Source organism: Methylobacterium sp. E-005 (assembly GCF_022829725.1).
Lineage (GTDB): Bacteria > Pseudomonadota > Alphaproteobacteria > Rhizobiales > Beijerinckiaceae > Methylobacterium.
This window is the reverse complement of the sequence record NZ_JAKSYG010000078.1, coordinates 30,908-55,100: the sequence shown is the minus strand read 5'-3', so window position 1 is coordinate 55,100 and position 24,193 is coordinate 30,908. Positions and strand designations below refer to the sequence as shown.

At 70.0% G+C, this 24,193-nt stretch carries 20 protein-coding genes; 15 read left to right on the top strand and 5 right to left on the bottom strand.

Features of this window, described 5'->3' with window-relative positions; genetic code table 11:
- Nucleotides 1–412: 412 nt before the first annotated feature.
- The 8 genes from MKK88_RS08710 (at nucleotide 413) to scpA (ending at nucleotide 11,772) form a co-directional block, all read left to right on the top strand.
- Entirely contained in the window at nucleotides 413–2,599 is a 2,187-nt protein-coding gene (locus tag MKK88_RS08710) for a glycosyltransferase family 2 protein (RefSeq protein WP_243998859.1), read from the top strand.
- A 157-nt stretch (nucleotides 2,600–2,756) separates the two neighbouring features.
- Nucleotides 2,757–4,088 carry an MFS transporter gene (locus tag MKK88_RS08705; RefSeq protein ID WP_243998857.1) on the top strand — a complete coding sequence of 444 codons (1,332 nt, stop codon included), beginning with the start codon at nucleotides 2,757–2,759 and terminating at the stop codon, nucleotides 4,086–4,088.
- A gap of 282 nt (nucleotides 4,089–4,370) precedes the next feature.
- Complete coding sequence (cyoA, locus tag MKK88_RS08700; protein WP_243998883.1) at nucleotides 4,371–5,522, top strand: ubiquinol oxidase subunit II; 1,152 nt, start codon at nucleotides 4,371–4,373, stop codon at nucleotides 5,520–5,522.
- A 76-nt stretch (nucleotides 5,523–5,598) separates the two neighbouring features.
- Nucleotides 5,599–7,599, top strand: coding sequence for a cytochrome o ubiquinol oxidase subunit I (gene cyoB / locus MKK88_RS08695; RefSeq protein WP_243998855.1), 2,001 nt, complete (start codon nucleotides 5,599–5,601; stop codon nucleotides 7,597–7,599).
- A gap of 4 nt (nucleotides 7,600–7,603) precedes the next feature.
- On the top strand, nucleotides 7,604–8,236 hold the full coding sequence (cyoC, locus tag MKK88_RS08690; protein ID WP_243998853.1) for a cytochrome o ubiquinol oxidase subunit III: 633 nt from the start codon (nucleotides 7,604–7,606) through the stop codon (nucleotides 8,234–8,236).
- Complete coding sequence (gene cyoD / locus MKK88_RS08685; RefSeq protein WP_243998851.1) at nucleotides 8,233–8,628, top strand: cytochrome o ubiquinol oxidase subunit IV; 396 nt, start codon at nucleotides 8,233–8,235, stop codon at nucleotides 8,626–8,628. Before cyoC ends, cyoD begins: the two co-directional genes overlap by 4 nt.
- A 14-nt stretch (nucleotides 8,629–8,642) precedes the next feature.
- Entirely contained in the window at nucleotides 8,643–9,434 is a 792-nt protein-coding gene (locus tag MKK88_RS08680; RefSeq protein WP_409566631.1) for an SURF1 family protein, read from the top strand.
- A gap of 172 nt (nucleotides 9,435–9,606) precedes the next feature.
- Nucleotides 9,607–11,772: a methylmalonyl-CoA mutase gene (scpA, locus tag MKK88_RS08675; protein WP_243998847.1), complete on the top strand. Its 2,166-nt coding sequence runs from the start codon at nucleotides 9,607–9,609 to the stop codon at nucleotides 11,770–11,772.
- A gap of 209 nt (nucleotides 11,773–11,981) precedes the next feature.
- Here the strand turns inward: scpA and MKK88_RS08670 are convergent, their stop codons facing one another.
- Entirely contained in the window at nucleotides 11,982–13,097 is a 1,116-nt protein-coding gene (locus MKK88_RS08670; protein ID WP_243998845.1) for an alpha/beta hydrolase, read from the bottom strand.
- A gap of 209 nt (nucleotides 13,098–13,306) precedes the next feature.
- Here MKK88_RS08670 and MKK88_RS08665 point away from each other — a divergent pair, with 209 nt between their 5' ends.
- Entirely contained in the window at nucleotides 13,307–14,941 is a 1,635-nt protein-coding gene (locus tag MKK88_RS08665; RefSeq protein WP_243998843.1) for an alpha-D-glucose phosphate-specific phosphoglucomutase, read from the top strand.
- 85 nt (nucleotides 14,942–15,026) lie between these two features.
- Here MKK88_RS08665 and MKK88_RS08660 read toward each other — a convergent pair whose 3' ends face one another.
- Nucleotides 15,027–15,527, bottom strand: a complete 501-nt coding sequence (locus MKK88_RS08660; RefSeq protein ID WP_243998841.1) for a GNAT family N-acetyltransferase — start codon at nucleotides 15,525–15,527, stop codon at nucleotides 15,027–15,029.
- Between the two features lie 190 nt (nucleotides 15,528–15,717).
- On the opposite strand from MKK88_RS08660, the gene rpsD reads away from it, so the two are divergent.
- Nucleotides 15,718–16,335, top strand: a complete 618-nt coding sequence (gene rpsD / locus MKK88_RS08655; protein WP_010686187.1) for a 30S ribosomal protein S4 — start codon at nucleotides 15,718–15,720, stop codon at nucleotides 16,333–16,335.
- 67 nt (nucleotides 16,336–16,402) lie between these two features.
- On the opposite strand, the gene MKK88_RS08650 is transcribed toward rpsD, so the two are convergent.
- On the bottom strand, nucleotides 16,403–16,756 hold the full coding sequence (locus MKK88_RS08650) for a hypothetical protein (RefSeq protein WP_243998839.1): 354 nt from the start codon (nucleotides 16,754–16,756) through the stop codon (nucleotides 16,403–16,405).
- Between the two features lie 100 nt (nucleotides 16,757–16,856).
- On the opposite strand from MKK88_RS08650, the gene MKK88_RS08645 reads away from it, so the two are divergent.
- The 5 genes from MKK88_RS08645 to MKK88_RS08625 all read left to right on the top strand — a co-directional run bounded on the left by MKK88_RS08645 (nucleotide 16,857) and on the right by MKK88_RS08625 (nucleotide 20,644).
- A complete protein-coding gene (locus MKK88_RS08645; RefSeq protein ID WP_243998837.1) occupies nucleotides 16,857–17,225 on the top strand; it encodes a DUF2293 domain-containing protein in 369 nt (122 codons plus the stop codon).
- A gap of 176 nt (nucleotides 17,226–17,401) precedes the next feature.
- The gene (locus MKK88_RS08640) at nucleotides 17,402–17,611 is read left to right on the top strand and encodes a molybdopterin-binding protein (RefSeq protein ID WP_243998835.1); all 210 of its coding nucleotides are present in this window, start codon (nucleotides 17,402–17,404) and stop codon (nucleotides 17,609–17,611) included.
- A gap of 116 nt (nucleotides 17,612–17,727) precedes the next feature.
- Nucleotides 17,728–18,792, top strand: a complete 1,065-nt coding sequence (gene tsaD, locus MKK88_RS08635; protein WP_243998833.1) for a tRNA (adenosine(37)-N6)-threonylcarbamoyltransferase complex transferase subunit TsaD — start codon at nucleotides 17,728–17,730, stop codon at nucleotides 18,790–18,792.
- A complete protein-coding gene (locus tag MKK88_RS08630) occupies nucleotides 18,789–19,646 on the top strand; it encodes a GNAT family N-acetyltransferase (RefSeq protein ID WP_243998831.1) in 858 nt (285 codons plus the stop codon). The genes tsaD and MKK88_RS08630 overlap by 4 nt, the downstream gene beginning before the upstream one ends.
- Nucleotides 19,643–20,644, top strand: coding sequence for an NAD(P)H-dependent glycerol-3-phosphate dehydrogenase (locus MKK88_RS08625; RefSeq protein ID WP_243998829.1), 1,002 nt, complete (start codon nucleotides 19,643–19,645; stop codon nucleotides 20,642–20,644). Before MKK88_RS08630 ends, MKK88_RS08625 begins: the two co-directional genes overlap by 4 nt.
- A gap of 103 nt (nucleotides 20,645–20,747) precedes the next feature.
- Here the strand turns inward: MKK88_RS08625 and MKK88_RS08620 are convergent, their stop codons facing one another.
- Nucleotides 20,748–21,248, bottom strand: a complete 501-nt coding sequence (locus tag MKK88_RS08620; RefSeq protein ID WP_409566630.1) for a LysR substrate-binding domain-containing protein — start codon at nucleotides 21,246–21,248, stop codon at nucleotides 20,748–20,750.
- A gap of 258 nt (nucleotides 21,249–21,506) precedes the next feature.
- Nucleotides 21,507–23,837, bottom strand: a complete 2,331-nt coding sequence (locus MKK88_RS08615) for an EAL domain-containing protein (protein ID WP_243998882.1) — start codon at nucleotides 23,835–23,837, stop codon at nucleotides 21,507–21,509.
- Between the last annotated feature and the right edge of the window lie 356 nt (nucleotides 23,838–24,193).

Below are 24,193 nucleotides of genomic sequence, written 5' to 3'. Positions count from 1 at the left end.
CGCGATCAGGTTCGCCGAACCTGGAAGCCATCGAAAAAGCCCAGACTTCTCAGCTGCTTATGAGGAGTGTCGACGACCCTGTCAAGGTCGTGCGCTCCCGCTGAGTGACGCGCCCGGGCCGGGGCCGTACGGGCTCCGGTGGGCGGGGCCTATAGCCCTTGCCCGGCTGGGGCGCAAGGGGAACCTGCTTTTCGGGACGCCGCACACGGCCGGTCCGCGCGAGGTGCACGGGCTTGGGAAAATGCGCTATGGCCCTGCCGCCCGGCATCCGGCCGCGCCCCAGGGCGCCGGCCCGCCGCCTCACGCTTCGAGACATGCGCTGCATCTTCGACCACGATCCGGATGATTCGACCCGCGGCCTCGGATCCGCGGGACCCGTGAGCGCCGCTGCGGCCGGCGAGAGCCGGCGCTGATGGCATCCGCATCCGGGGCCGAGAGGCCCGAGTCTCCCCTGCCGCCGGCGCGGATCGCCGGATTCGGCCGCGCTCCGCGCCCCCTGCCGGTGCGGGCCGCGGCGGACGGCTTACGCGTGGCGCTGCCGGGGCTGGCGGGCCGCTGGGTCGAGATCGTCCTGGCGAACGACCCGGCCCAGGGCCGGGACACCGTCCCGGATATCAGCTTCGTCGGGCCCGACGGGCGCCCGGGCTCCCTCCTGCCCCAGGAGGCACGGGGTGGAGGCGCCTTCGCGTGGGTCGGCCGCCTGCCCGAGGACGTGACCGAACTGCGCGTCGCCGATCCGTCCGGTCGGGTGCCGGCCCGGCTGCGCCGGATCGCCCTGCGCCGCCTCGCCCGGCCGATCCTGGCCGGGCGCGGCCTGCTGCGCGAGCCGGGCCTGACCGCGCAGGCCCTCTACTGGCGCGTCCTCGGCAAGAAGGTCCGGGCCCGCGGCTTCCTCGGCCGGGCTCTGCGCCACCGGCGGGTGTCCGGCTACGAGGCGTGGCTCGGCACCCATGCCCTGCGCAGGCCTGAGCGGGACGGGATCGCCGCCGAAATCGCCGCCTGGGCCGAGCCGCCCCTGATCTCCGTGCTGATGCCGGTCCACGACCCCGACCCGAAGGTGCTCAGGGCCGCCCTCGCCTCGCTCCGCGCGCAGCTCTATCCCCACTGGGAGCTCTGTGTCGTCGACGATGCCTCCACGCGGCCCGCGATTCCAAGAATCCTCGCCCGGGCGGCCGAGGCCGACCCGCGCATCCGCGTCCTGACCCGGCCTGAGAACGGCCACATCGCCCGGGCGACCAACGATGCGCTGGGCCTCGCCCGGGGTGTCGCCTGCGCCTTCATGGATCACGACGATGCGCTCAGCGCGGACGCGCTCTACGAGGTCGCCCGGGCTTTGCGCCGCGATCCGGATCTCGTGCTGATCTACAGCGACGAGGACAAGATCGACGGGCGCGGGCGCCGGTTCGACCCGCATTTCAAGGCCGGCTTCGACCGGGAACTGCTCTACGCCCAGAATTACATCAACCATCTCACGGTGGTGCGCACCGAATCCCTGCGCGCCCTCGGCGGCCTGCGCCCGGGCTTCGAGGGCAGCCAGGACCACGACCTGCTGCTCCGGCTCACCGACGGCCTCGACCCGGCCCGCATCCGCCACATCCCGCGGGTGCTCTATCATTGGCGGGCCGCGCTGGGCTCGGGCACCTTCTCGGACCGGTCGCTCGCCCGGGCCGAGGCCGCGCGCCTGCGCGCCCTGGAGGAGGTCGTGGCGCCCTGGGGCGGGCGGGCACAGCCCGGGCCCAACGGCTTCAACCGCCTGATCCGGCCCCTGCCGGAGCCGCCGCCCCGGGTCTCGGCGATCATCCCGACCCGGGACCGCGCCGAGATCCTGTCGGTGACCCTCGACGGGCTCCTGACCGCGACCGACTATCCCGACATCGAGGCGGTCATCCTCGACAATGACAGTCGCGAGCCCGAGACCGCCGCCCTGTTCGCCCGCTACCGGGACGATCCGCGGGTGCGCATCGTGACGGTGCCGGGGGCCTTCAATTTCTCCGACCTCTCCAACCGCGGTGCGGCGGCGGCCACCGGTTCGATTCTGCTGTTCCTCAACAACGACATCGAGGTGCTGGAGCCCGATTGGCTCACCGAGATGGTCCGCCACGCGGTCCGGCCGGAGATCGGCGCCGTGGGGGCGAAGCTCCTCTACCCGGACCGGACGATCCAGCACGGCGGCATCGTGCTGGGGATCGGGGGCGTGGCCGGCCACAGCCATCTCGGCGTGCCCGACGCGGATCCGGGTTACTTCTGCCGCATGGTGATGGCCCACGAGGTCTCGGCGGTGACGGGCGCCTGCCTCGCCATGCGGGCCGATGTGTTCGCCGAGGTCGGCGGCTTCGACGCGATCGCCCTGAAGGTCGCCTTCAACGACGTGGACCTCTGCCTGAAGATCCGCCGGGCCGGCTACCGGATCGTCTGGACGCCCTTCGCGCGATTGATTCACCACGAGTCGAAGAGCCGCGGGGCCGAGGACACGCCCGAGAAGCAGAAGCGCTTCGAGGGCGAGGTGCTCACCATGCTCGACCGCTGGGGCCCGGAGCTGCGCGCCGATCCGTATTACAACATCAACCTGTCACGGAATTCAGGGCACTACCGCGTCTGAACGGCCCGGCCGACTCGGCGGGGCGGGCCACGGTGCTATGCATGCGTCAGTGGGTGAACTTGCGTCCAGGGCCGGTTGCGATACCTCTGGACATGCCGCAAGACGCGGTTCCGGCCAAGGCGCCGAAATCGGCGCGCGGCGAGGGCGACAATCCGAGATGAGTGCGAACACCCCGACGGTCACAGGCCTTGAGCGCGATGCCCAGCAGGCGATGGGAGACCATAAGGTCCATCCCAACGAGATCGCCATCGGTGTCGTGATCGGGCGCGCCTCTGAATACTTTGACTTCTTCGTGTTCGGCATCGCCTGCGTGCTGGTCTTCCCGAAGGTGTTCTTCCCCTTCGTCAATCCGCTCAAAGGAACGCTCTACGCCTTCGCGATCTTCGCCCTGGCCTTCATCGCGCGCCCGATCGGGACGGTAATGTTCATGGCGATCGACCGGCGCCATGGCCGAAGCGTCAAGCTGACGACGGCCCTGTTCCTGCTGGGCGGATCGACGGCGGCGGTGAGCTTCCTGCCGCGCTACGACAGCATCGGCATCTCGGCAGTCTACATCCTGGCTGGCCTGCGCGTGCTGCAGGGCCTCGCCCTCGGCGGCGCCTGGGACGGGCTCGCCTCGCTGCTCGCCATGAACGCCCCCCGGGAGCGGCGCGGCTGGTACGCGATGATCCCGCAGCTCGGTGCGCCGCTGGGCTTCATGGTGGCGAGCGCCCTGTTCGCCTTCTTCCTGGTCAATCTCGACGAGGCGGATTTCATCGACTGGGGCTGGCGCTTTCCGTTCTACTGCGCCTTCACGATCAACGTGGTCGCCCTGTTCGCCCGGCTGCGCCTTGTGGCGACCGATGAATTCGCCCGGATGATGGACCTCGACCGGCTGCGCCCGGTCCCGGCCCTGGAGCTGTTCCGCCACCACACCGGTGACGTGATCCGCGGCGCCTTCGTGCCGCTGGCCGCCTTCGCGCTGTTCCATCTCGTGACGATCTTCCCGATCGCGTGGCTGGCGCTGAACAGCACCACCCGCTCGCCGGGCGAGTTCCTGATCGTGCAGTTCTCCGGTGCCATCGTGTGCGCCGGTGCGGTCGCCGCCTCCGGGCTGATCGCCGACCAGATCGGCCGCCGCAACAGCCTGATCATGAGTTCCTCGCTGATCGGCTTCTTCGCCCTCGGCAGCATCATCGCGCCGCTCCTGTTCGGCGAGAGCGCCATCGGCCAGACGATCTACGTCACGATCGGCTTCATGCTGCTCGGCCTCGCCTACGGCCAGACCGCGGGTGCGGTGAGCGCCCGCCTCGGCAACCACTACCGCTACACGGGCGCCGCGCTGACCTCGGACTTCGCGTGGCTGCTCGGGGCGGGCTTCGCACCGCTCGTCGCGCTGTTCCTATCGCAGCGCTACGGGCTGGCGATGATCGGGGTCTATCTCCTGTCCGGTGCGGCCTGCAGCCTCGTGGCTCTGTTCACCGATCGCTCGGAACTGCGCCAGATGTAGCAGGTCCGGCCCGCGGCGCCGGCCGCGCGGCCCTCCGATGGCTGACAGGAACGCCGCCTCGCGCGGCACGGCTGAAGCGCCGTGGTGGCGGCATGGCAGCAGAGCCGCGTGAGCGGCATAGCAAAAGAGCCGCGTGAGCGGCATGGCAGAAGTGCCGCATTCGCGGCCTGGGAAGACGAGACGCGTGCTGTGATCGTGACGACCCATCGAACGGACAGGACCGACATCGTGCGCGGCCGCGGGCGGCGCCTGTTGCCGCTCCTCGCCCTGCCGCTCCTGACCATGCTGGGCGGCTGCAACTTCGTGGTGCTGCACCCGGCCGGCTACGTGGCCGAGCAGCAGCGCAACCTCGTGCTGGCCGCCACCGGACTGATGCTCCTCATCATCGTCCCGGTGATCGCCTTCACGCTGATCTTCGCGTGGCGCTACCGCGCCACCAACGAGGACGCGGTCTACGATCCCGAATGGCACCACTCGACCCAGCTCGAGGTGCTGATCTGGACGGCGCCGCTGATGATCATCATCGCGCTTGGCGCCCTGACCTGGATCGGGACCCACACCCTCGATCCGTTCCGCCCGCTGAGCAAGCTCGACGCCAAGCGCGACGTCCCGGCGGGCACGCAGCCGCTGGAGATCGAGGCGGTGGCGATGGATTGGAAGTGGCTGTTCCTCTACCCGCAATACGGGATCGCCACGGTGAACGAGGTCGCCGCGCCGGTGGACCGGCCGATCCGCTTCAAGATCACCGCCACCGACGTGATGAACACGTTCTACGTGCCGACGCTCGCCGGCATGGTCTACGCGATGCCGGGCATGCAGACCCAGCTCCACGCGGTGATCAACCGCGAGGGGGCCTGGGAGGGCCGCTCGGCGCATTACAGCGGCGCCGGCTTCTCGAACATGTTCTTCAAGTTCCACGGCCTGACCAACGACGGCTTCGACCAGTGGGTCGCCAAGGCTAAGTCTTCGAGCGGCGAGCTCAGCCAGGAGGCCTACCTGAAGCTTGAGGAGCCGAGCGAGGCCGAACCGGCGCGCTACTACAAGTCCTACATGCAGGGCCTGTACGACCGCATCATCGGCATGTGCCCGCGGCCGGAGCAGATGTGCGTCGGCGAGATGATGAAGATCGACGCCCGGGGCGGCGCGTCCGGGGCGGAGGCCGCGGCCAATTACGACCGGCTGCAGTACGACAACCGCATGGTCGATCGGGGCAACGAGGCCCCCGGCGCGACGGGGCCGGCCTCCGGGACCGGCCCGCACGGGCAGACGCAGCCACAGGGCATGCGGCCCAGGCCCGACATGGGCAACCCGGATTCGCGGGCGAAGGGCGAGTCCGCGCTGCCGGGCCAGGAGAAGGGCCGAGACGTCAAGGGGCCCGACAGCAAGGGCCAGAGCGAGGGCGGACAGATCGCGCCCAAGCAGCTCAACGAATGAGAAAGCTCGCCGTCAGCGCGAGCCCCACACCGTAAACCGGCGGTCGCCGTCGAACCCATTGAACGGGCCGATCCCAATGTTCGCAAACATGGACCTACAGCAACTGCTCTTCGGCCGATTTACGATCGAGCAGATCCCCTATCATGAGCCGATTCTGCAGGCGACGTTCGCGGGTGTCGCCGTGGTCGGCCTCGCCGTGCTCGGCGTCATCACCTATTACCGCTTCTGGGGGCCGATGTGGCGTGACTGGATCACGTCGATCGACCACAAGAAGATCGGCATCATGTACTGCATCTTCGCGGCCGTGATGCTGCTGCGCGGCTTCGCCGACGCGATCCTGATGCGCTCGCAACAGGCGGTGGCGTTCGGCAACGAGCAGGGCTTCCTGCCGCCCCACCATTACGATCAGATCTTCACCGCCCACGGCATGATCATGATCTTCTTCGTGGCGATGCCGTTCGTCACGGGGCTGATGAACTTCGCCGTGCCGCTGCAGATCGGCGCCCGCGACGTCGCCTTCCCGTTCCTGAACAACTTCAGCTTCTGGATGACGGTCGCCGGCGGCATGCTGGTGATGGTCTCGCTCTTCGTCGGCGAGTTCTCCCGCGCCACGTGGCTCGCCTACCCGCCGCTCTCGGAGGCTTCCATGAGCCCCGGCGTCGGCGTCGACTACTACATCTGGGCGCTGCAGATCGCCGGCATCGGGACGTTGCTCTCGGGCATCAACTTGGTCGCCACCATCGTGAAGATGCGGGCGCCCGGCATGACCATGATGAAGCTGCCGATCTTCGTCTGGTCGTCGCTCTGCACCAACATCCTGATCGTGGCCGCCTTCCCGATCCTCACGGCCGTTCTCGCGATGCTGTCGCTCGACCGCTACGTCGGCACGCATTTCTTCACGAACGACCTCGGCGGCAACGCCATGCTGTACTTCAACCTGATCTGGATCTGGGGCCACCCGGAGGTCTACATCCTGATCCTGCCGGCCTTCGGGGTGTTCTCGGAGATCACCTCGACCTTCTGCGGCAAGCGCCTGTTCGGCTACACCTCGATGGTCTACGCGCTGGTGGTCATCACCATCCTCGCCTACCTCGTGTGGCTGCACCACTTCTTCACGATGGGCTCGGGCGCGGACGTGAACTCGTTCTTCGGGATCACGACCATGATCATCTCGATCCCGACCGGCGCGAAGATCTTCAACTGGATGTTCACGATGTACCGCGGCCGGATCCGGTTCGAGGTCCCGATGATGTGGGTGGTGGCGTTCATCGTCACCTTCGTGATCGGCGGCATGACCGGCGTCCTCCTGGCGGTGCCCCCGGCCGACTTCGTTCTGCACAACTCGCTGTTCCTGATCGCGCACTTCCACAACGTGATCATCGGCGGCGTGCTGTTCGGCATGTTCGCCGGCGTGACCTTCTGGTTCCCGAAGGCCTTCGGCTTCAAGCTCGACGAGTTCTGGGGGAAGGTGGCGCTCGTGTTCTGGGTGACCGGGTTCTACGTCGCCTTCATGCCGCTCTACGTGCTCGGCCTGATGGGCGTGACCCGGCGCATGCAGCACTTCGACGACCCGTCGCTGCAGATCTGGTTCGTGATCGCGGCCATCGGCGCGGCGCTCATCGCCTGCGGCATCGGCTCGCAGATCGTGATGTTCGTGGTCTCGATCCGCAACCGCGACAAGCTGCGTGACCTGACCGGTGACCCGTGGGGCGGCCGGACGCTGGAATGGTCCACCTCCTCGCCGCCGCCGGACTACAACTTCGCGTTCACCCCGGTGGTCCATGATTCCGATGCGTGGTGGGACATGAAGAACCGCGGCTTCGCGCGGCCCATGACCGGCTACAAGCCGATCCACATGCCCAAGAACACCGCCACCGGCGCGATCCTGGCGGCCCTGAACTTCGCCTTCGGCATCGCGATGATCTGGTACGTGTGGTGGCTGGCAGCGCTCAGCTTCCTGGCGATCTTCGTCGTGGCGATCGCCCATACCTTCAACTACAAGCGCGACTACTACATCCCGGCCGACACGGTGAGTCGGACGGAAGGTCAGCGGACGCGCGAACTGGAGATGGCGTGATCCGATGATGCACGCAGACACCGCACCCCCCGGCGCCGCGGCGCCGGTCTTCTACCAGACCGACGAGGAGGGCCATCATTCCGAGGGCTCGACCATGCTCGGGTTCTGGCTCTACCTGATGAGCGACTGCCTCATCTTCGCGACCCTGTTCGCGACCTACGGGGTGCTCGGGCGCAGCTACGCGGCCGGCCCCACCCCGAAGGAACTGTTCGACCTGCCGGGCATCGCGGTGAACACCGCCATGCTGCTGTTCTCGTCCATCACCTACGGCTTCGCCATGCTGGAGATGGACCGGGACCGGGTGAAGCAGACGCAGATCTGGCTGGCTGTGACCGGCCTGTTCGGCGCCGCCTTCGTGGCGCTGGAGATCCGGGAATTCGTCCACCTGTTCCATGAGGGCGCGCCGCCCTGGCGCAGCGCGTTCCTGTCGTCGTTCTACACCCTGGTGTCGACCCACGGCCTGCACGTCTCCATGGGCATCCTGTGGCTGATCGTGCTGATGGTGCAGGTCGGCAAGCACGGGCTGATCGTCGAGAACAAGCGCCGGCTGATGTGCCTGTCGATGTTCTGGCACTTCCTCGACCTGATCTGGATCGGGGTCTTCACGGTCGTCTACCTGATGGGAGTGCTCGAATGAGCGCCGACGTTCACAACGCCGCCGCGGGGCACGGCCACAACGACGCCCACAGCGAGGGCGGCCACGGTTCCTTCCAAAGCTACATGACGGGCTTCGTCCTGTCGGTGATCCTGACGGTGATCCCGTTCTGGCTGGTGATGGGCAACGTGCTCGACAACAGCCTCGTCACCACCCTGGTCATCCTGGCGCTCGGTGGCGTCCAGATGGTCGTGCACGTCATCTACTTCCTGCACATGAGCACGAAGTCGGAGGGCGGCTGGACCTTCATGGCGCTGATCTTCACCATCACGCTGGTGGTGATCATGCTCGCCGGCTCGGTTTGGGTGATGTACCACCTCAACCACAACATGATGCCGATGGATGCCCACGACGTCATGAACAACGCCCGCTGAGCGCGCGTCCGGAGATGAGGCCCACGGGGTCGGCGGGGGGCTCAGGTCCCTCCCCGGCCCCGTTTTCGTTGCTGCGGCGGATTGTGTTCGGCGCCGGCGCGGGGCTCGTGTTCGTCGTCCTGCTCGGGCTCGGCACGTGGCAGGTGGAGCGGCGGGCGTGGAAGCTCGACCTGATCGCCCGGGTCGATGCAAGGGTCCACGCTCCGCCCGTGCCGGCCCCGGGCCCCGCAGACTGGCCGCGTGTCGGCCCCGACGATGCCTACCGGCACGTGACCCTCTTGGGCACCTTCCTGAACGACCGCGAGACCCTGGTTCAGGCCGTCACGGAACGCGGCGGCGGCTTCTGGGTGCTGACGCCGCTCCGCCGCCCGGACGGCAGCCTTGTGCTGATCAATCGCGGCTTCGTACCCGGCGACCGGCGGGACCCGGCGACCCGGGCGGCTGGGCAGGTCGCCGGTGCGACCACGGTGACCGGCCTCCTGCGGCTGACCGAGCCGAAGGGCGCGTTCCTGCGCTCCAACGATCCGAAGGACGACCGCTGGTACTCCCGCGACGTCGCTGCCATCGCGGCCGCGCGGGGCCTTACCGACGTCGCCCCCTATTTCGTGGACGCCGACGCGACGCCCAATCCCGGCGGCCTGCCGGTGGGCGGCCTCACGGTGATCGCCTTCCCCAACAACCACCTCGTCTATGCGATCACGTGGTACGGGATGGCGCTGATGCTGGCGGGGGCGATGGTCTACCTGCTGCGGAGTGGGCGGAGGGAAAACCGGGTTTCCAAAGGGCGCGAGCCCTTTGGCGGGTGATCAGGGCGGAGCCCTGATGTTGGGCTTCGCCCAAACCCAGCAGGGCTCCGCCCTGCACCCGCAAAAGGTCCCGGACCTTTTGAATCCGGACCGAGGGCTCGACCACAGGGGAGTAGCCCCCTCCGGGCGCGTCTCTATAATGGCATGACAAACGCCAGAACGAGTCAACGCCATGACCTCCCGCATCCCGAACTTCGCCGAAATACCGCTGGCCGGCGAATCGCTCACGGTTGCGGCTCCGGCGCTCGGCGAGCCCTGGATGACCCCGGAGGGCATTCCGGTGAAGGGCCGCTACGGGCCTGAGGACCGGGAGGGTCTCGAGTTCCTGAATACCTATCCGGGGATCGCGCCGTTCCTGCGCGGCCCCTACCCGACCATGTACGTCACCCAGCCCTGGACGATCCGGCAGTACGCCGGCTTCTCCACGGCCGAGGATTCGAACGCCTTCTACCGGCGCAACCTCGCGGCCGGTCAGAAGGGCCTGTCGGTGGCCTTCGATCTCGCCACCCACCGGGGCTACGACTCCGATCATCCCCGCGTCTCGGGCGATGTCGGCATGGCGGGCGTCGCGATCGACTCGATCTACGACATGCGCACGCTGTTCTCGGGCATCCCCCTCGACGAGATGACCGTGTCGATGACGATGAACGGCGCGGTGCTGCCGATCCTCGCCCTCTACATCGTCGCCGCCGAGGAGCAGGGCGTGCCGCCGCAGAAGCTCGCCGGCACGATTCAGAATGACATTCTAAAAGAATTCATGGTCCGCAACACCTACATCTATCCCCCCAAGGGATCGATGCGGATCATCTCGGACATCTTTGCCTACACGTCGAAGAACATGCCGAAGTTCAATTCGATCTCGATCTCCGGCTACCACATGCAGGAGGCCGGGGCGACGAACGACCTGGAACTCGCCTACACGCTCGCCGACGGCGTCGAGTACATCAAGGCGGGCCTCGCCGCCGGGCTGACCATCGACCAGTTCGCCCCGCGCCTGTCGTTCTTCTGGGCGATCTCGACCAACTTCTTCATGGAGGTCGCCAAGATGCGGGCCGCGCGCCTCATCTGGGCGAAGCTCGTGAAGGGGTTCGATCCGAAGTCCGACAAGTCGCTCGCCCTGCGCACCCACTCGCAGACCTCGGGCTGGTCGCTCACCGCGCAGGACGTGTTCAACAACGTCACCCGCACCAACATCGAGGCGATGGCGGCGACGCAGGGGGGGACGCAGTCGCTCCACACCAACGCGCTCGACGAGGCGCTGGCCCTGCCGACCGACTTCTCGGCTCGGATCGCCCGCAACACCCAGCTGTTCCTGCAGCAGGAGAGCGGCACCACCCGGATCGTCGATCCCTGGGGCGGCTCCTACTACGTCGAGAAGCTGACCGCCGACATGGTGGCCCGTGCCTGGGAGCACATCCGTGAGGTCGATGGCTTGGGCGGCATGGCCAAGGCGATCGAGGCCGGCATCCCGAAGCTGCGGATCGAGGAGGCCGCCGCCCGGGCGCAGGCCCGGATCGATTCCGGCCGCCAGACCATCGTGGGCGTGAACAAGTTCCGGGCCGACGACGAGATGGCGATCGAGCTGCTGCGGGTCGACAACGGCAATGTCCGGCGGCTGCAGATCGACAAGCTGAAGCGCCTGCGCGCCGAGCGCGACGAGGCGGCGGTGACGGCCCGGCTCGATGCGCTCACCCAGGCGGCCGACGGCGCCGGCAACCTGCTGGAACTTGCCGTCGAGGCCGCCCGGGCCAAGGCGACGGTGGGCGAAATTTCCGAGGCCCTGGAGAAGGCCTGGGGCCGGCACCGCGCCGAGATCCGCTCGATCTCCGGCGTCTACAAGCGCGAGGTGGGGGGCATGTCGCCTGTGGTCGAGGAAGTCCGGGCGCTGGTCGAGGCGTTCGAGGAGAACGACGGCCGCCGGCCGCGCATTCTGGTCGCCAAGATGGGCCAGGACGGGCACGACCGCGGCCAGAAGGTGATCGCCTCGGCCTTCGCGGATCTCGGCTTCGACGTGGATATCGGGCCGCTCTTCGCCACCCCGGCGGAGGCCGCCCGGCAGGCGGTGGAGAACGACGTGCACATCGTTGGCGTCTCGTCGCTGGCGGCCGGCCACCTGACGCTGGTGCCGGAGCTGAAGGCGGCGCTCACCGAGCAGGGCCGCGACGACGTGATGATCGCCATCGGCGGCGTCATCCCGCCGGGGGATTACGAGGCGCTGACGGCGGCGGGCGCGGCGGCGATCTTCCCGCCCGGCACGGTGATCGCCGAGGCGGCGGCCAAGCTGATCCGGGCGCTGAACGCGCGGCTGGGGTATGAGGCCCGGCAGGCGGCGGAGTAGGGCGAGCCTCCCGCGGCGGCCGGACGGGCCGCCTCGATCCCTCTCACCCACGCCCTCATCCTGAGGTGCCGGAGCGCAGCGGAGGCCTCGAAGGAGGTCTCCAGCACGCCGCGCGATCCCCGGAGCCTTCCTTCAGGGCCCGCTGGCGCGGGCGCCTCAGTGATGAGGGGTTTGGGTTGGATTCCGCCGGTGCGACCGGGATCGACCGCTCAGTTCAGCGCCTGCGGATCCGCCTCCGTGAGGAAGGCCCCGACGGCGTGGAGGAACTGCATGCGGTTCTTCTCCATCATCACCGTGTGGGTGCCCTCCCCCAGCTCGACGAAGCGCTTGTAGGGGGCGTGCGTGAGCTTGGTGAAGTACTCCTGCGCCTGGTAGCTCGGCAGGTCGGCGTCCCACTCGGCGTGGATGATCAGCACCGGCACGCGGATCTCGCCCGGATCGTAGAGCGGCTTGCCGGCCTGCCAGTATTCCTTCGAGTCGGCCACGACGCCGTTCGGCGCCCGCAGCATGGGCGGCGACTGCTTGGCGCCCACCGCATCCGTCGCGAAGGTTGCGTCGGCCCATTGGTCGAACCAGCCCGGGGGGATCAGCGCGGCGGCCTTGTCCTCCGGCACGCCCGTCAGCCAGCGCGCCTTGGCGCTGTCCCGGCTGACGCTGCGATAGGCGCCGAGGGGCCCGCTGCCGCCGATCAGGGCCGGCGTGCGCGCCAGCCATTGCGGCGCGTAGAGGACGAGCCGGTTGACCGTGTCGTTGTGGGTGCTGGTGTAGAGCCCCATGGTGGAGGTGCCCCAGGACCAGCCCATCAGGTCGATCTTCTCGACCCCGCGTCGCTTCAGGATGAAGTCGACCACCTGCCCCACCACCTTGGCGGCATCGGGCGTGCGCATGAAGGGTGCGTTGTCGGAGGCCGGTGCGTCCATGACCTTGGGGCGGCCGGACAGTCCATAGCCGGGCAGGTCCACGAGGTAGACGTCGAAACCCAGGCCCGCGACGTAATCCATCGCCGACATCCCGCCGAGCGGCAGGTCGAAGGCCGCGGACGCCGGGTAGGTCGCACCGTGGACGTAGAGCAGGATGCGGTCGCCCGGGAACCGGTCGATCCCGGCGGGTCGCTTGTTGCGCACGTAGATGTCGATGCCGGGCTCGCTCCAGGGCAGGCGGAACTCCTCCGTCACCAGCTGGCCCGGCGCGGTGGCGGCCGCCGCCGGAAGGGCCGCGCCCGCCGCGCCGGCGGCCAGCGCCCCGATCAGATGACGCCGCGGAAGGCCCTGCCCCGGCTGCGGGCCGTCACGATACGGTCGCGTCCGCGATGATCTGTCCGACATGGCGTTCTCCCACCCGCCTTCGCGGCGGCGTCCGGGACTTGAACCGGTCGCACGGGCCCGGCGCAACGTTCCGCGGCGCGCGCCATTGGACAGCGGGCCGGTTCCGTCTCCCGAAACGTTTTGAAAAAGCCCGCGCTGCGCGCTCCGCCCTGGTGACGCCGCGCTTTCAGACGGGCATTGAAGCGCAGGATCCCGGGAGACGCCCGCTCATGACGACTCCGACCACCGTCGCCACCACGCCCTTCCCCGACCAGAAGCCGGGGACCTCCGGCCTGCGCAAGAAGGTGCCGGTGTTCCGGCAGCCGAACTACGTCGAGAACTTCGTCCAGGCGATCTTCGACACCCTGCCCGACAAGGCGGGCGCCACCCTGGTGCTCGGCGGCGACGGCCGGTTCCTCAACCGTGAGGTGGTGCAGACAACGCTGCTGCTGGCCGCCGGCAACGGGTTCGGCCGGGTGCTGGTCGGGCAAGGCGGCCTGCTCTCGACGCCCGCCGCCTCCTGCGTGATCCGGAAGGCCCAGGCGCTCGGCGGCATCATCCTGTCGGCGAGCCACAATCCGGGCGGGCCGGAGGGCGATTTCGGCATCAAGTTCAACGCCGCCAATGGCGGGCCGGCGCCCGAGTCGGTCACAAACGCGATCTTCGAGCGGGCCAAGGCGATCACGGAATACCGCCTCGTCGAAGCCCCGGATCTCGACCTCGACCGGCTCGGCGAGACCAAGCTCGGCGCCATGACGGTCACGGTGATCGATCCCGTGGCCGACTACGCCGAGCTGATGCGCACGCTGATCGACTTCGACGCGGTGTCCCGCCTGTTCGCCTCCGGCTTCCGCATGCGGTTCGACGCCATGAGCGCAGTGACCGGCCCCTACGCGACCGCGATCCTCGAGGGGATGCTCGGCGCCCCGAAGGGCACGGTGGTCAATGCCGAGCCGAAGGAGGATTTCGGCGGCCACCACCCGGATCCGAACCCGGTCCATTGCCACGACCTGTTCGACCTGATGCAGGGCCCGGACGCGCCGGATTTCGGCGCCGCGTCCGACGGCGACGGCGACCGCAACATGATCGTGGCGCCGGGCCTGTTCGTGACGCCGAGCGACAGCCTCGCGCTGCTGGCCGCCCATGCCCACCGGGCGCCGGGCTACGCGGGCGGTCTTGCGGGCGTCGCGCGTTCCATGCCCACGAGCCGCGCCGCCGACCGGGTCGCGGCCGCCCTCGGCATCAAGGCCTACGAGACCCCCACCGGCTGGAAGTTTTTTGGCAACTTGCTGGATGCCGGACTGATCACCCTGTGCGGCGAGGAGAGCGCCGGCACCGGCTCGAACCACGTCCGCGAGAAGGACGGTCTCTGGGCGGTGCTGCTCTGGCTCAACATCCTGGCGGCCACGGGCGAGCGTGCCGACGCGCTGGTCCGGGCGCACTGGCGCACCTACGGGCGCGACTACTACGCCCGCCACGACTACGAGGAGGTCGATTCGGACGCCGCCAACGGCCTGATGGATGGCCTACGCGAAAAACTCGCCGGGCTGCCGGGCACGCGGATCGGCGACCTCACCGTCTCGACCGCCGACGAGTTTGCCTATCGCGATCCGGTCGACGGCTCCCTCACCGAGCACCAGGGCATCCGGATCGGCTTCGCCGAGGATGCGCGGGCGGTGTTCCGCCTTTCGGGCACCGGCACCGCCGGGGCGACGCTACGGGTCTATCTGGAGCGCTACGAGAACGCGCCGGACCGGCTCGACCTCCCCGTCGCCGAGGTTCTGGCCCCGGTGGTGGCCGCGGCGCGCGCGATCGCCGAGATCGAGCCCCGCACCGGCCGGTCCGAGCCGAGCGTGGTGACCTGATCGGGGTTCCCAAAGGGCAAGCCCTTTGGCGGGGTGTCGGGGCGGAGCCCCCGACATTGCTGCAACGTCATGGCGGCATCGGCAGTCAAGCTGCGGGCAGGCCGATGCCGGCAATCTCCTTCACCATGTGCACAGTGATGTCGTCGTCCCGGGTCCGGCCCGGACCGGCATAAAGCTCCTCTCGCTCCACCCCGTAGCCGAGCGATGCGTAGAGGCGCAGGTTCGCGACGTACTTCTTGTTGGTGTAGAGGCGCAGCCGCGCCAGCCCCGCCTCCGCGGCGATGTCCTCGGCGAGGCCGAGCAGCCGGGTGCCGAAGCCCCGGCCCTGGAAGGCCGGATGCACGGCGACGTTGACGATCAGCAGATGGTCGCCCTCGGCCTGCGTCTCGATCAGCGCGGCGAGGTCCGCGCCGGCCCGCAGCAGGTCGAACCGGTGCGCCAGCACGGACGCGGCGTAGTCCGCCTGCATCGGCGTCGGCAGGCGACCGATCAGCGGGATCCACTTGGTGTAAGCCGCCTCGACCAGCGCCCGGATCGCCTCCGCGTCCGCCGGCCCACCGCGCCGGATTACAACCACTTCGTCCATCCCAAATCCCCCGGTGGTTGACCGCGCAGCCGCCGTCCCCTATGACGCAGCCCGTCGATGGGGCTCCGCACGGGGCCCCTTGGCGTTTTCACGCGCACCCGTGGGCGGGATTTCCCGCCCTGTCGTCCCGGGCCTTCGCCCGGGAAAAGGAGGGCGCGTTCCTCAATCCCGTCACGCGAGGACGCGAAACATGTCGAAGCGGATTCAGGCCAAGCACAAGCTCGACCGCCGCATGGGCCAGAACATCTGGGGCCGCCCGAAGAGCCCCGTCAACCGCCGTGAGTACGGCCCCGGCCAGCACGGCCAGCGCCGCAAGGGCAAGATGAGCGACTTCGGCACGCAGCTGCGCGCCAAGCAGAAGCTCAAGGGCTATTACGGCAACATCACCGAGAAGCAGTTCCGCCGCTACTACGCCGAGGCGATCCGCCTGCGCGGCGATTCCGGTGAGAACCTCGTCGGCCTGCTCGAGCGCCGCCTCGACGCCGTGGTCTACCGGGCGAAGTTCGTCGCGACCCCGTTCGCCGCGCGCCAGTTCGTCAACCACGGCCACGTCAAGGTGAACGGCGTGCGCGTCAACATCCCGAGCTATCAGGTGAAGGCCGGCGACCTCATCGAGGTCAAGGAATCGTCCCGCCAGCTCGAGATCGTCATCGTGGCGACCCAGCTGTCCGAGCGCGACGTGCCGGACTACATCGAGGCCGACCATGCCAAGATGACCGCCCGCGTCACCCGCATCCCCAGCCTGTCCGAGGTGCCCTACCCGGTGCAGATGGAGCCGAACCTCGTCATCGAGTTCTACTCCCGCTAAGATCCGACCGGAGACGGTCTCGACGGAGGGGCTGCCCATCGGGCGGCCCCTTCGCGTTTGTCCGGCCTCAGCAACCGTGGCAGATCGAGCCCATCGTGTTGCGCATCTTGCTGTCCCAGGCCTTCGAGCGGGCTTCCGCGGCCTTCTGGGCCTTGATCATCTCGGCCTGGTTCACCGGCTGCGGCATCCCGGTCGTCGCGGGGCTGCCCGGCGGCTTGGTCTGGCCCGTGGCCGTGATCCGGCGGCCGCCGACAGTGGGGCCTGTCGGTGCGGCAAGGCCGGGATTCGCGCCCGGGGCCGGGCTCTGGGCGAAGGCCGGCACCGGTCCGAGCAGGAGGCCCAGGATTGCCGCGCGACGGAGACTTGAGCGGTAACGACGCTGTGCAAGGTGACGACTTGCCGTATGACGAAGACCTGACATTCACCTGCTCTCCGCGGCGGAGGATCCGTGTCCACTCCACCTGATCCGACGTGATCCTAACCGATCCCGGCGTTGAAATCATGCGGTCGGCAGGCCTTCGATGAGCGACGCATCCCCGCCCCGGAACCGCCGCGAGGCCGTCGCCCAGGCGCTGGCGCGGCTTGCCCCGCGCCTGCCGCCCTTCGAGGCCGAGGCCGCCCTGGCCCGGGCGCTGGCGAGCCCGGGCCTGCGCCGGGCCGCCCCCGAGACCGCGGCGCGCCTCGCCCTCGTGACCTATGCCCGCCACGTCTTCACCGATTACGACGACCTCCTGGCCGACGGGTACGACCGTGACAGCGCCCGGCACTTCGTCCTCGACGACCTCAACGCGACCCTCGTCGCCTGGGGCGCCGCGCCGATCCCCGAGGAAGAGTCCGAGGCAGCGGACGAGACCGGGCCGGACGGCGATCCGGCCCCGGATTCGCATTAGAGCCGCCCCCGATCGCAGGGCAATCGGGGCGGCCCCACGTCCTTGTTGTGGCGCTTTCTCTTGCGCCGAACCGGTCGCCATTTCGGTGGCGCGCGCTCCAAGGCGGTCGCGCGCGGGCCCACCGTGTTGTAGGAAGCCGGCCGTGAGCCGCCCGATGCGGCAGGGGAGCCGGACTCATGAAGATCAGCGCACGCAACGTCATCAAGGGCACGGTCGTCTCGGTCGACAAGGGTGCGACCACGTCCCACGTGAAGATCGAGATCAGCCCCGGCCAAGTGGTCATGGCCTCGATCACCAACGAGGCGGTCGATGCGCTCAAGCTCGTGGCCGGCGGCTCTGCCTACGCGGTGATCAAGGCCTCCGACGTGATGGTCGCGGTCGACTGAGGCGGGAGAGACGCGCCGGCCGGATCGGGACGGAGCGTTACTGGGGAGCATGGCTTCGAGCCCCATGCCCGGACTGCCGGCGGCTCGGAGGCCGCCCGAACGAGGAGACCTGACGCGTGCAGAAGACGGTGCTCGGCATCGAGACCACTTGCGACGAGACCGCCGCCGCCGTGGTCTCGATCGACGCGGATGGCGTCGCGCAGATCCGCGCCAACGAGGTGCTGAGTCAGATCGCCGAGCACGCGGCCTATGGCGGCGTCGTGCCCGAGATCGCCGCCCGCGCCCATGTGGAGGTGCTCGACCGGCTGATCGCCCGCGCCCTGGAGAAGGCCGGAATCGGATTGACCGATCTCGACGGGATCGCGGTGGCGGCCGGGCCCGGGCTGATCGGCGGCGTCTTGGTCGGCCTTGTCACCGCCAAGACCCTGGCGCTCGTGACCCGCAAGCCGCTTCTGGCCGTGAACCATCTGGAGGCCCACGCCCTCACGGCCCGGCTGACCGACGGGATCGCCTTTCCGTACCTGCTGCTGCTGGTCTCGGGCGGCCATACCCAGCTCCTCGCGGTGCGCGGCGTCGGCGATTACGTCCGCCTCGGCTCGACCATCGACGACGCCATCGGCGAGGCCTTCGACAAGGCCGCCAAGCTCCTTGGCCTCGGCTATCCCGGCGGACCCGAGGTCGAGCGCATGGCCGAGGCGGGCGATGCCGAGCGCTTCGCCCTGCCCCGGCCGATGCTGGGTCGGCGCGAGGCGGATTTTTCGCTCTCCGGGCTCAAGACCGCCCTGCGGATCGAGGCGGAAAAGATCGCCCCGCTCGCCGAGCGCGACGTCGCCGATCTCTGCGCCGGCTTCCAGGCCGCGGTGGTCGATGTCGTGGTGGATCGCGCCCGGGTCGCCCTGCGCGGCTTCTCGGGCGTGGCCGGGCGGCCCACCGCCCTGGTGGCGGCCGGGGGCGTGGCGGCCAACGGCGCGATCCGGCGGGCGCTCGCGGCCCTCGCCGGCGAGGCGGGGTTGAGCTTCGTCGCCCCGCCCCTGCACCTCTGCGGCGACAACGGCGCGATGATCGCCTGGGCCGGTCTGGAGCGCCTGCGCCTCGGCCTCGTGGATGACCTGACCGCCCCGGCCCGGCCGCGCTGGCCGCTCTCGGGCGATCCAGCCGCCGCGGCGGTTCCGGCCGGATGACCGAGGCGGCGCGGCGCGCGCAGTGGCGCGCTCTGGTCGAGCGCCGCCTGCCCGAGGCCGCCCGGCCGGACTGGCCGGTGCGCCTCGATCATTGCTTCGCGCGGATCCTGCTCGACAACACCTGTGGCGGCCCCTGGCGCGACCATGTCCGCCCCCCGGCCTACGCCAACATGCCCCTCGATCGACTCGAAGGCGCGATCGCGCTGGGCGAGGCCGTGCTCGCCGGCGATGCGGATCTCGCCCTCCTCAACCGCCGCTCCCTGGCGTGGCGTGGCAAGATCGCGCCGGCCGTCGTTCCCGAGACCCTCCGGGACGGCGACCTGATCCTGCGCCGCTGGCGTCCGGAGGACACGGCGCCCTTCGCGGCGCTCAACGCCGACCCGACCGTGATGGCCCACTTCCCCCGCCCCCGGACAGCGGCGGAGAGCGCCGCCGAGGCCGGGATCTTCGACCGGCGCTTCGTGGCGGACGGGTTCGGCCCCTGGGCCGTCGAGCATGCGGGCCGGTTCATCGGCTTTGCCGGCGCGATGCGGATCCTGCAGCCCCTCCCCTTCCCGGGCGGCGACCGGCCCGGGCGCACGGTAGAACTGGCGTGGCGCCTCGCGCGCGATGCCTGGGGGCACGGCTTCGCCACCCGGGCCGCGCGGTGCGCGCTGGCCGACCTGTCGAAGCGCTGCGGCATCCGCGCCGTGGTAGCCTTCACGGCGGCCGGCAATACCCGGTCCCGGGCCGTGATGGAGCGCATCGACATGGTCCCGGCCGGGACATTTTCGCATCCGGCGGTGCCTGAGGGGCCGTTGCGCACGCACGTACTCTATCGGTTGGACTGCGCGGACAGGGAGGTCGCCGCATGAGCGCGGGCGCTGCGATCAACGTCGTCGGGGGCGGGGCCTGGGGCACGGCGCTCGCCAATGCCGCGGCGGCGGCCGGGCATCCCGTCACCCTCTGGCTACGTGACCCGGAGGCCGCTGCCAGGCTCCAGGCCGGGCGGGAGAATCCGCGCTACCTGCCGGGCGTGCCGCTCCACCCGGGCATCCGGGCGACGGCGGAGCCCGAAAGACTGGCCGGCGCCCGGGCCACGCTGGTCGTGGTCCCCGCCCAGACCGTGCGCGGCGTGCTGGAAGCCCTGCGCCCTCCCCTGGCCTCGGCCGGGCCGGTGATCCTCTGCGCCAAGGGGATCGAGCGCGGCAGCGACAGCTTCCTGAGCGCCGTGGCGGAGCAGGTCCTGCCGCCGGGCACGCCTGTCGCGGTCCTGTCGGGCCCGAGCTTCGCGGCCGATGTCGCCCGCGGCCTGCCCACCGCCGTGACCCTGGCGGCGGCCGATGCCCGGCTCGCCGCGTCCCTGTCGGCGCTCCTCTCGGGGCCGAACCTGCGCCTCTACCACACCGACGACGTGCGCGGCGTCGAGATCGGGGGGGCCGGCAAGAACGTGCTGGCCATCGCCTGCGGGATCGTGGCCGGGAGGGGCCTCGGCGAGAGCGCCCGGGCGGCGCTGATCGCCCGGGCCTTCGCCGAGCTGATGCGCTTCGCGAAGGGATTCGGCGGCCGCCCCGAGACGCTGATGGGCCTCTCGGGGCTGGGCGATCTGGTGCTGACCGCCTCCTCGCCGCAATCGCGCAACTTCGCCTTCGGGCAGCGGCTCGGCGCCGGGGCGGGCCCGGATGAGGCCGCCGGCGGCAAGCTCGCCGAGGGCGCCTTCACGGCCGCGGCCCTGGCCGGGCTCGCGGCGGCGCAGGGCATCGAGATGCCGGTGGCGCAGGCGGTCGCGGCGATCGTGGCGGGCACGGCCGGAGTCGATGATGTGGTCGCCGGGCTGCTGGCGCGACCGCTGCGGGGGGAGATCGATGAGTGACGCTCTGCTGGACTGCCATCCGTCCAGCCTGGGCAGAACGTATCGTCCCGAAGCCCGGGACGCCGATGCGTCAGGGCGCTGCCCTGACCACCCGCCAAAGGGCTTAGCCCTTTGGAATCCGAGGACTCGCCCCCCGGAACGCCGCCGCGATCGCCCGCAGCGTGGCCCGGGTCTTCGGGTCGGACGGTGCGGCGTGCAGCACGATCGCGAGGGCGGGGAGCGCCGGCAGGCCCAGCGCCGGGCCGACATCCACCACGTCGGCGGGTGCCAGCCGACGCGGGAAGGCCGCCACCGCCAGACCCGCCGACAGGGCCGCGGCGATCGCGGCCGTTCCGCCTGAAAAAACCTCCGTCCAGGCGATTCCGGCCCGGTCGAGCAGCCGGGCCGCCACGTCGCGGACGGCGCAGCAGGGCAAGGACGCGGCCAGCTGCAGCGGCTCCCCCGCCCGGTGCGTGAAGCCCGCCGCCGCGAACCAGCCGAACAATTCCGGCCCCAGGATCTCGCCCGGGCGCCGGTCGTCGTCGCTGCGGATGATCGCCGCGTCGAGCCGGCCCGCCTCGAAACCGTCGAGCAGGGGACGGGCGTTGTCGATCTGCACCTCCACGGTCAGCCCAACGCTGGCCCGGCAGGCGCTCGCGTCGGGCTTTGCCGGGGTGATGCTCTACGGGGGGGCCTTGCGCCTGGCTGTTCGCGGGCCTGAGCCGGCTCGTCTTCGGCCGGCTGAGAGCCAAAGTCCCGGGTTTCCAAAGGGCTCCAGCCCTTTGGCGGGTTCTCAGGGTGGCACCCTGAGGTGGTCTCCAGGGCTCTGCCCTGGACCCGCGAAAGGGCTCGCCCTTTCGAAACCATGACGGGATCCGGCCGCTCAGGCCACGGCGGCGACCGGATCCGGCGCATCCCCGTGGGTGTATTCGGCGAAGTGCGTGATCGGCGAGGGCCGGCCCATCAGGTAGCCCTGTGCGAGGGTACAGTGTTCCGCGGCCAGGAAGGACAGTTCCTCGTCGGTCTCGACGCCCTCGGCCACCACGGCGAGGCCGAGGCCGCGCCCCAGGCCCAGCACGGAGCGCACGATCGCGGCCCCCTGCGGGTTGCTGTGGACCGCCTTGATGAACGAGCGGTCGATCTTGATCCGGTCGAACGGGAAGGACCGCAGGTTCGACAGCGAGGAATAGCCGGTGCCGAAATCGTCCATGGCGATCCGCACGCCGAGCGCCTTGAGCTGGCGCAGGGTGAGCAGCGCCCGGGCCGGATCCCGGATCAGCGCGGTCTCGGTGATCTCGATCTCCAGGCGATCCGCCTTCAGGCCGCTCTCGAACAGGGTGCCGTGGACGAACTGCACGAAATGCGGGTTGTGGAGCTGCACCGCCGAGACGTTCACGGCGATCGCCAGCGGCTGTGGCCACCCGGCCGCCGTCCGGCAGGCCTCGCGCAGCACCCAGGCGCCGATCTCCAGGATCGCCCCGGTCTCCTCGGCGATCGGTATGAACTGGTCCGGGGGGACCGAGCCGCGCTCCGGATGGCGCCAGCGCAGCAGCGCCTCGAAGCCCGTCACCGCGCCGGTGTCGATCCGCGTCTGCGGCTGGTAGACGAGGTCCAGCTCGCCCCGGGACACCGCGTGGCGCAGGTCGTGCTCCAGCATGCGCCGGTCGCGGATCTGGGCGCCCATGCTGGCGTCGTAGCGGCGGCAGGTGCCGCGCCCTTCGGCCTTGGCCCGGTACAGGGCGGCGTCGGCATGGCTCAGCAGGCCGCGCTGGTCCTGCGCGTCGTCGGGATAGACCGCGAGGCCGATGCTGGTGGCGATCACCGGGCCGGAGGCCGCCGGTACCGTCGCGAGCATCGCCAGGATCCGCTCGGCCAGCCGCTCGGCCGAGCCGTCCGCGGGGCCGTGTCCCAGGGGTGTCAGGATCGCGAATTCGTCGCCGCCGAGCCGGGCCATCAGCTGCGTGGGATCGAGCAGGCCGCCGACGCGCAGGGCGAGATCGCGCAGCATCGCGTCGCCGGCGGCGTGGCCGAACAGGTCGTTGACCTCCTTGAAGCGGTCGAGATCGAGGCACAGGACGGCGAGCCGGGTCCGCTGCGCATCCGCCGCCCGCATCTCCCGCTCCAGCCGCGCGTGGAAGCTCGTCCGGTTGGCGAGCCCCGTCAGGGCGTCGTGGTGGGCGAGGTAGTGGATCTGGCTCTCGGCGCGGCGGCGGGCGCGCAGGTCGCGCACCGCCACGGCGTGATGCGGCTGGCGGCCATACTCCGCCATCGGCCGCAGGATCACCTCCACCGGGATGGTTCCGCCGCCCGCCGGGACGAGTTCGGCCTCGACGGCTTCTCCGGCCGCGCCGGCCGTCGCCGTGAGCCCGGGCAGGTAGATGGACAGGCTGGCGCCCACCAGGGACGCGGCCTCGGTTCCGGCGAGCCGGGCGAAGGCCTCGTTGGCGCTGACGATCTGGCCGCCGCGGCACACGACGAGGCCCTCGACGGCCGCGTTGGCGAGGCTGCGCAGGCGCTCGCGCTCGGATTCGGCGCGCTGACGCTCCCGCAGGTCGAGGAGGACGGCGGCCCCGGCCAGTAGCAGGATCAGCGAACTCGCCAGCGCGACGGCGGCGGCGAGCCACTCGGTCCGGATGGCGCTCTCGGGGATCGCCACCGCCGGGTCGGGCTGGATGGTCACCGCGCCCATGCCGGTGAAGTGATGGCCGCAGATCGCCAGGATCAGCAGCCCGGCGCCGAGGCCCCGGCCCCGGACGGTGCCGGCCGACAGGCCCGCGACCAGCGCCATCGCCCCCAGGACGGCGCCGATCGCCACCGAGACGGCGACCACCGCCGGGTTCCAGATCAGATGCCCCGGCACCTCATAGGCGGCCATGCCGGTATAGTGCATTGCCGCGATGCCGCCGCCCACGACGGCGCCCCCGATCGCCGCCCGCACCCGGCCGCCCATGGTCGCCAGGCCGAAGCCGAGCCCGGTGATCGCGACGGCGTCGGCGTAGGAGAGGAGCGTCAGACCGATCCCATAGGCCGAGGGCAGCCCCGGCGCGTAGGCGAGCATGGCCAGGAAATGCGTGGCCCAGATCCCCGAGCCCCCCGCCACCGCCGCGACCGCGAGCCACAGATAGCGGCCGCGCCTGCCAGCCTGCCTGGCATGGGTGAGCAGCCCGATCGCCGTCGTGCTCGCCAGCGCGCAGACAAGGGCCGCGAGGGCCACCAACCACAGATTGTGTTCTCCGACGAAGCAGCCGATCAGGTCAACATGTGGACAATCAACGGTCGTTACGTGTCGTTATTCCTAAGAATACTAAAGGTTAGAGATTAATACATGAACAACGATGGTGATTGATGGAGCATCGTACCGGGTTTGGGTCGATTTAGTCGGTGAGCGGACCGAGCCGGCCTCGTTCGCGCGGCCCAGCTTCGCGTGACGCGACGGCCCGTGTTGCGCCCAGCGGGCGCGTTGGACCCGCCGAGACCGCAGTCCCAAGTCGTCCGGCCGCGTCCGACTGAGGCGGCCTTGCCCCCGTGAAGCGTGGCAACGCGATCGGGAACCGTTAAGGCCCCGGATTG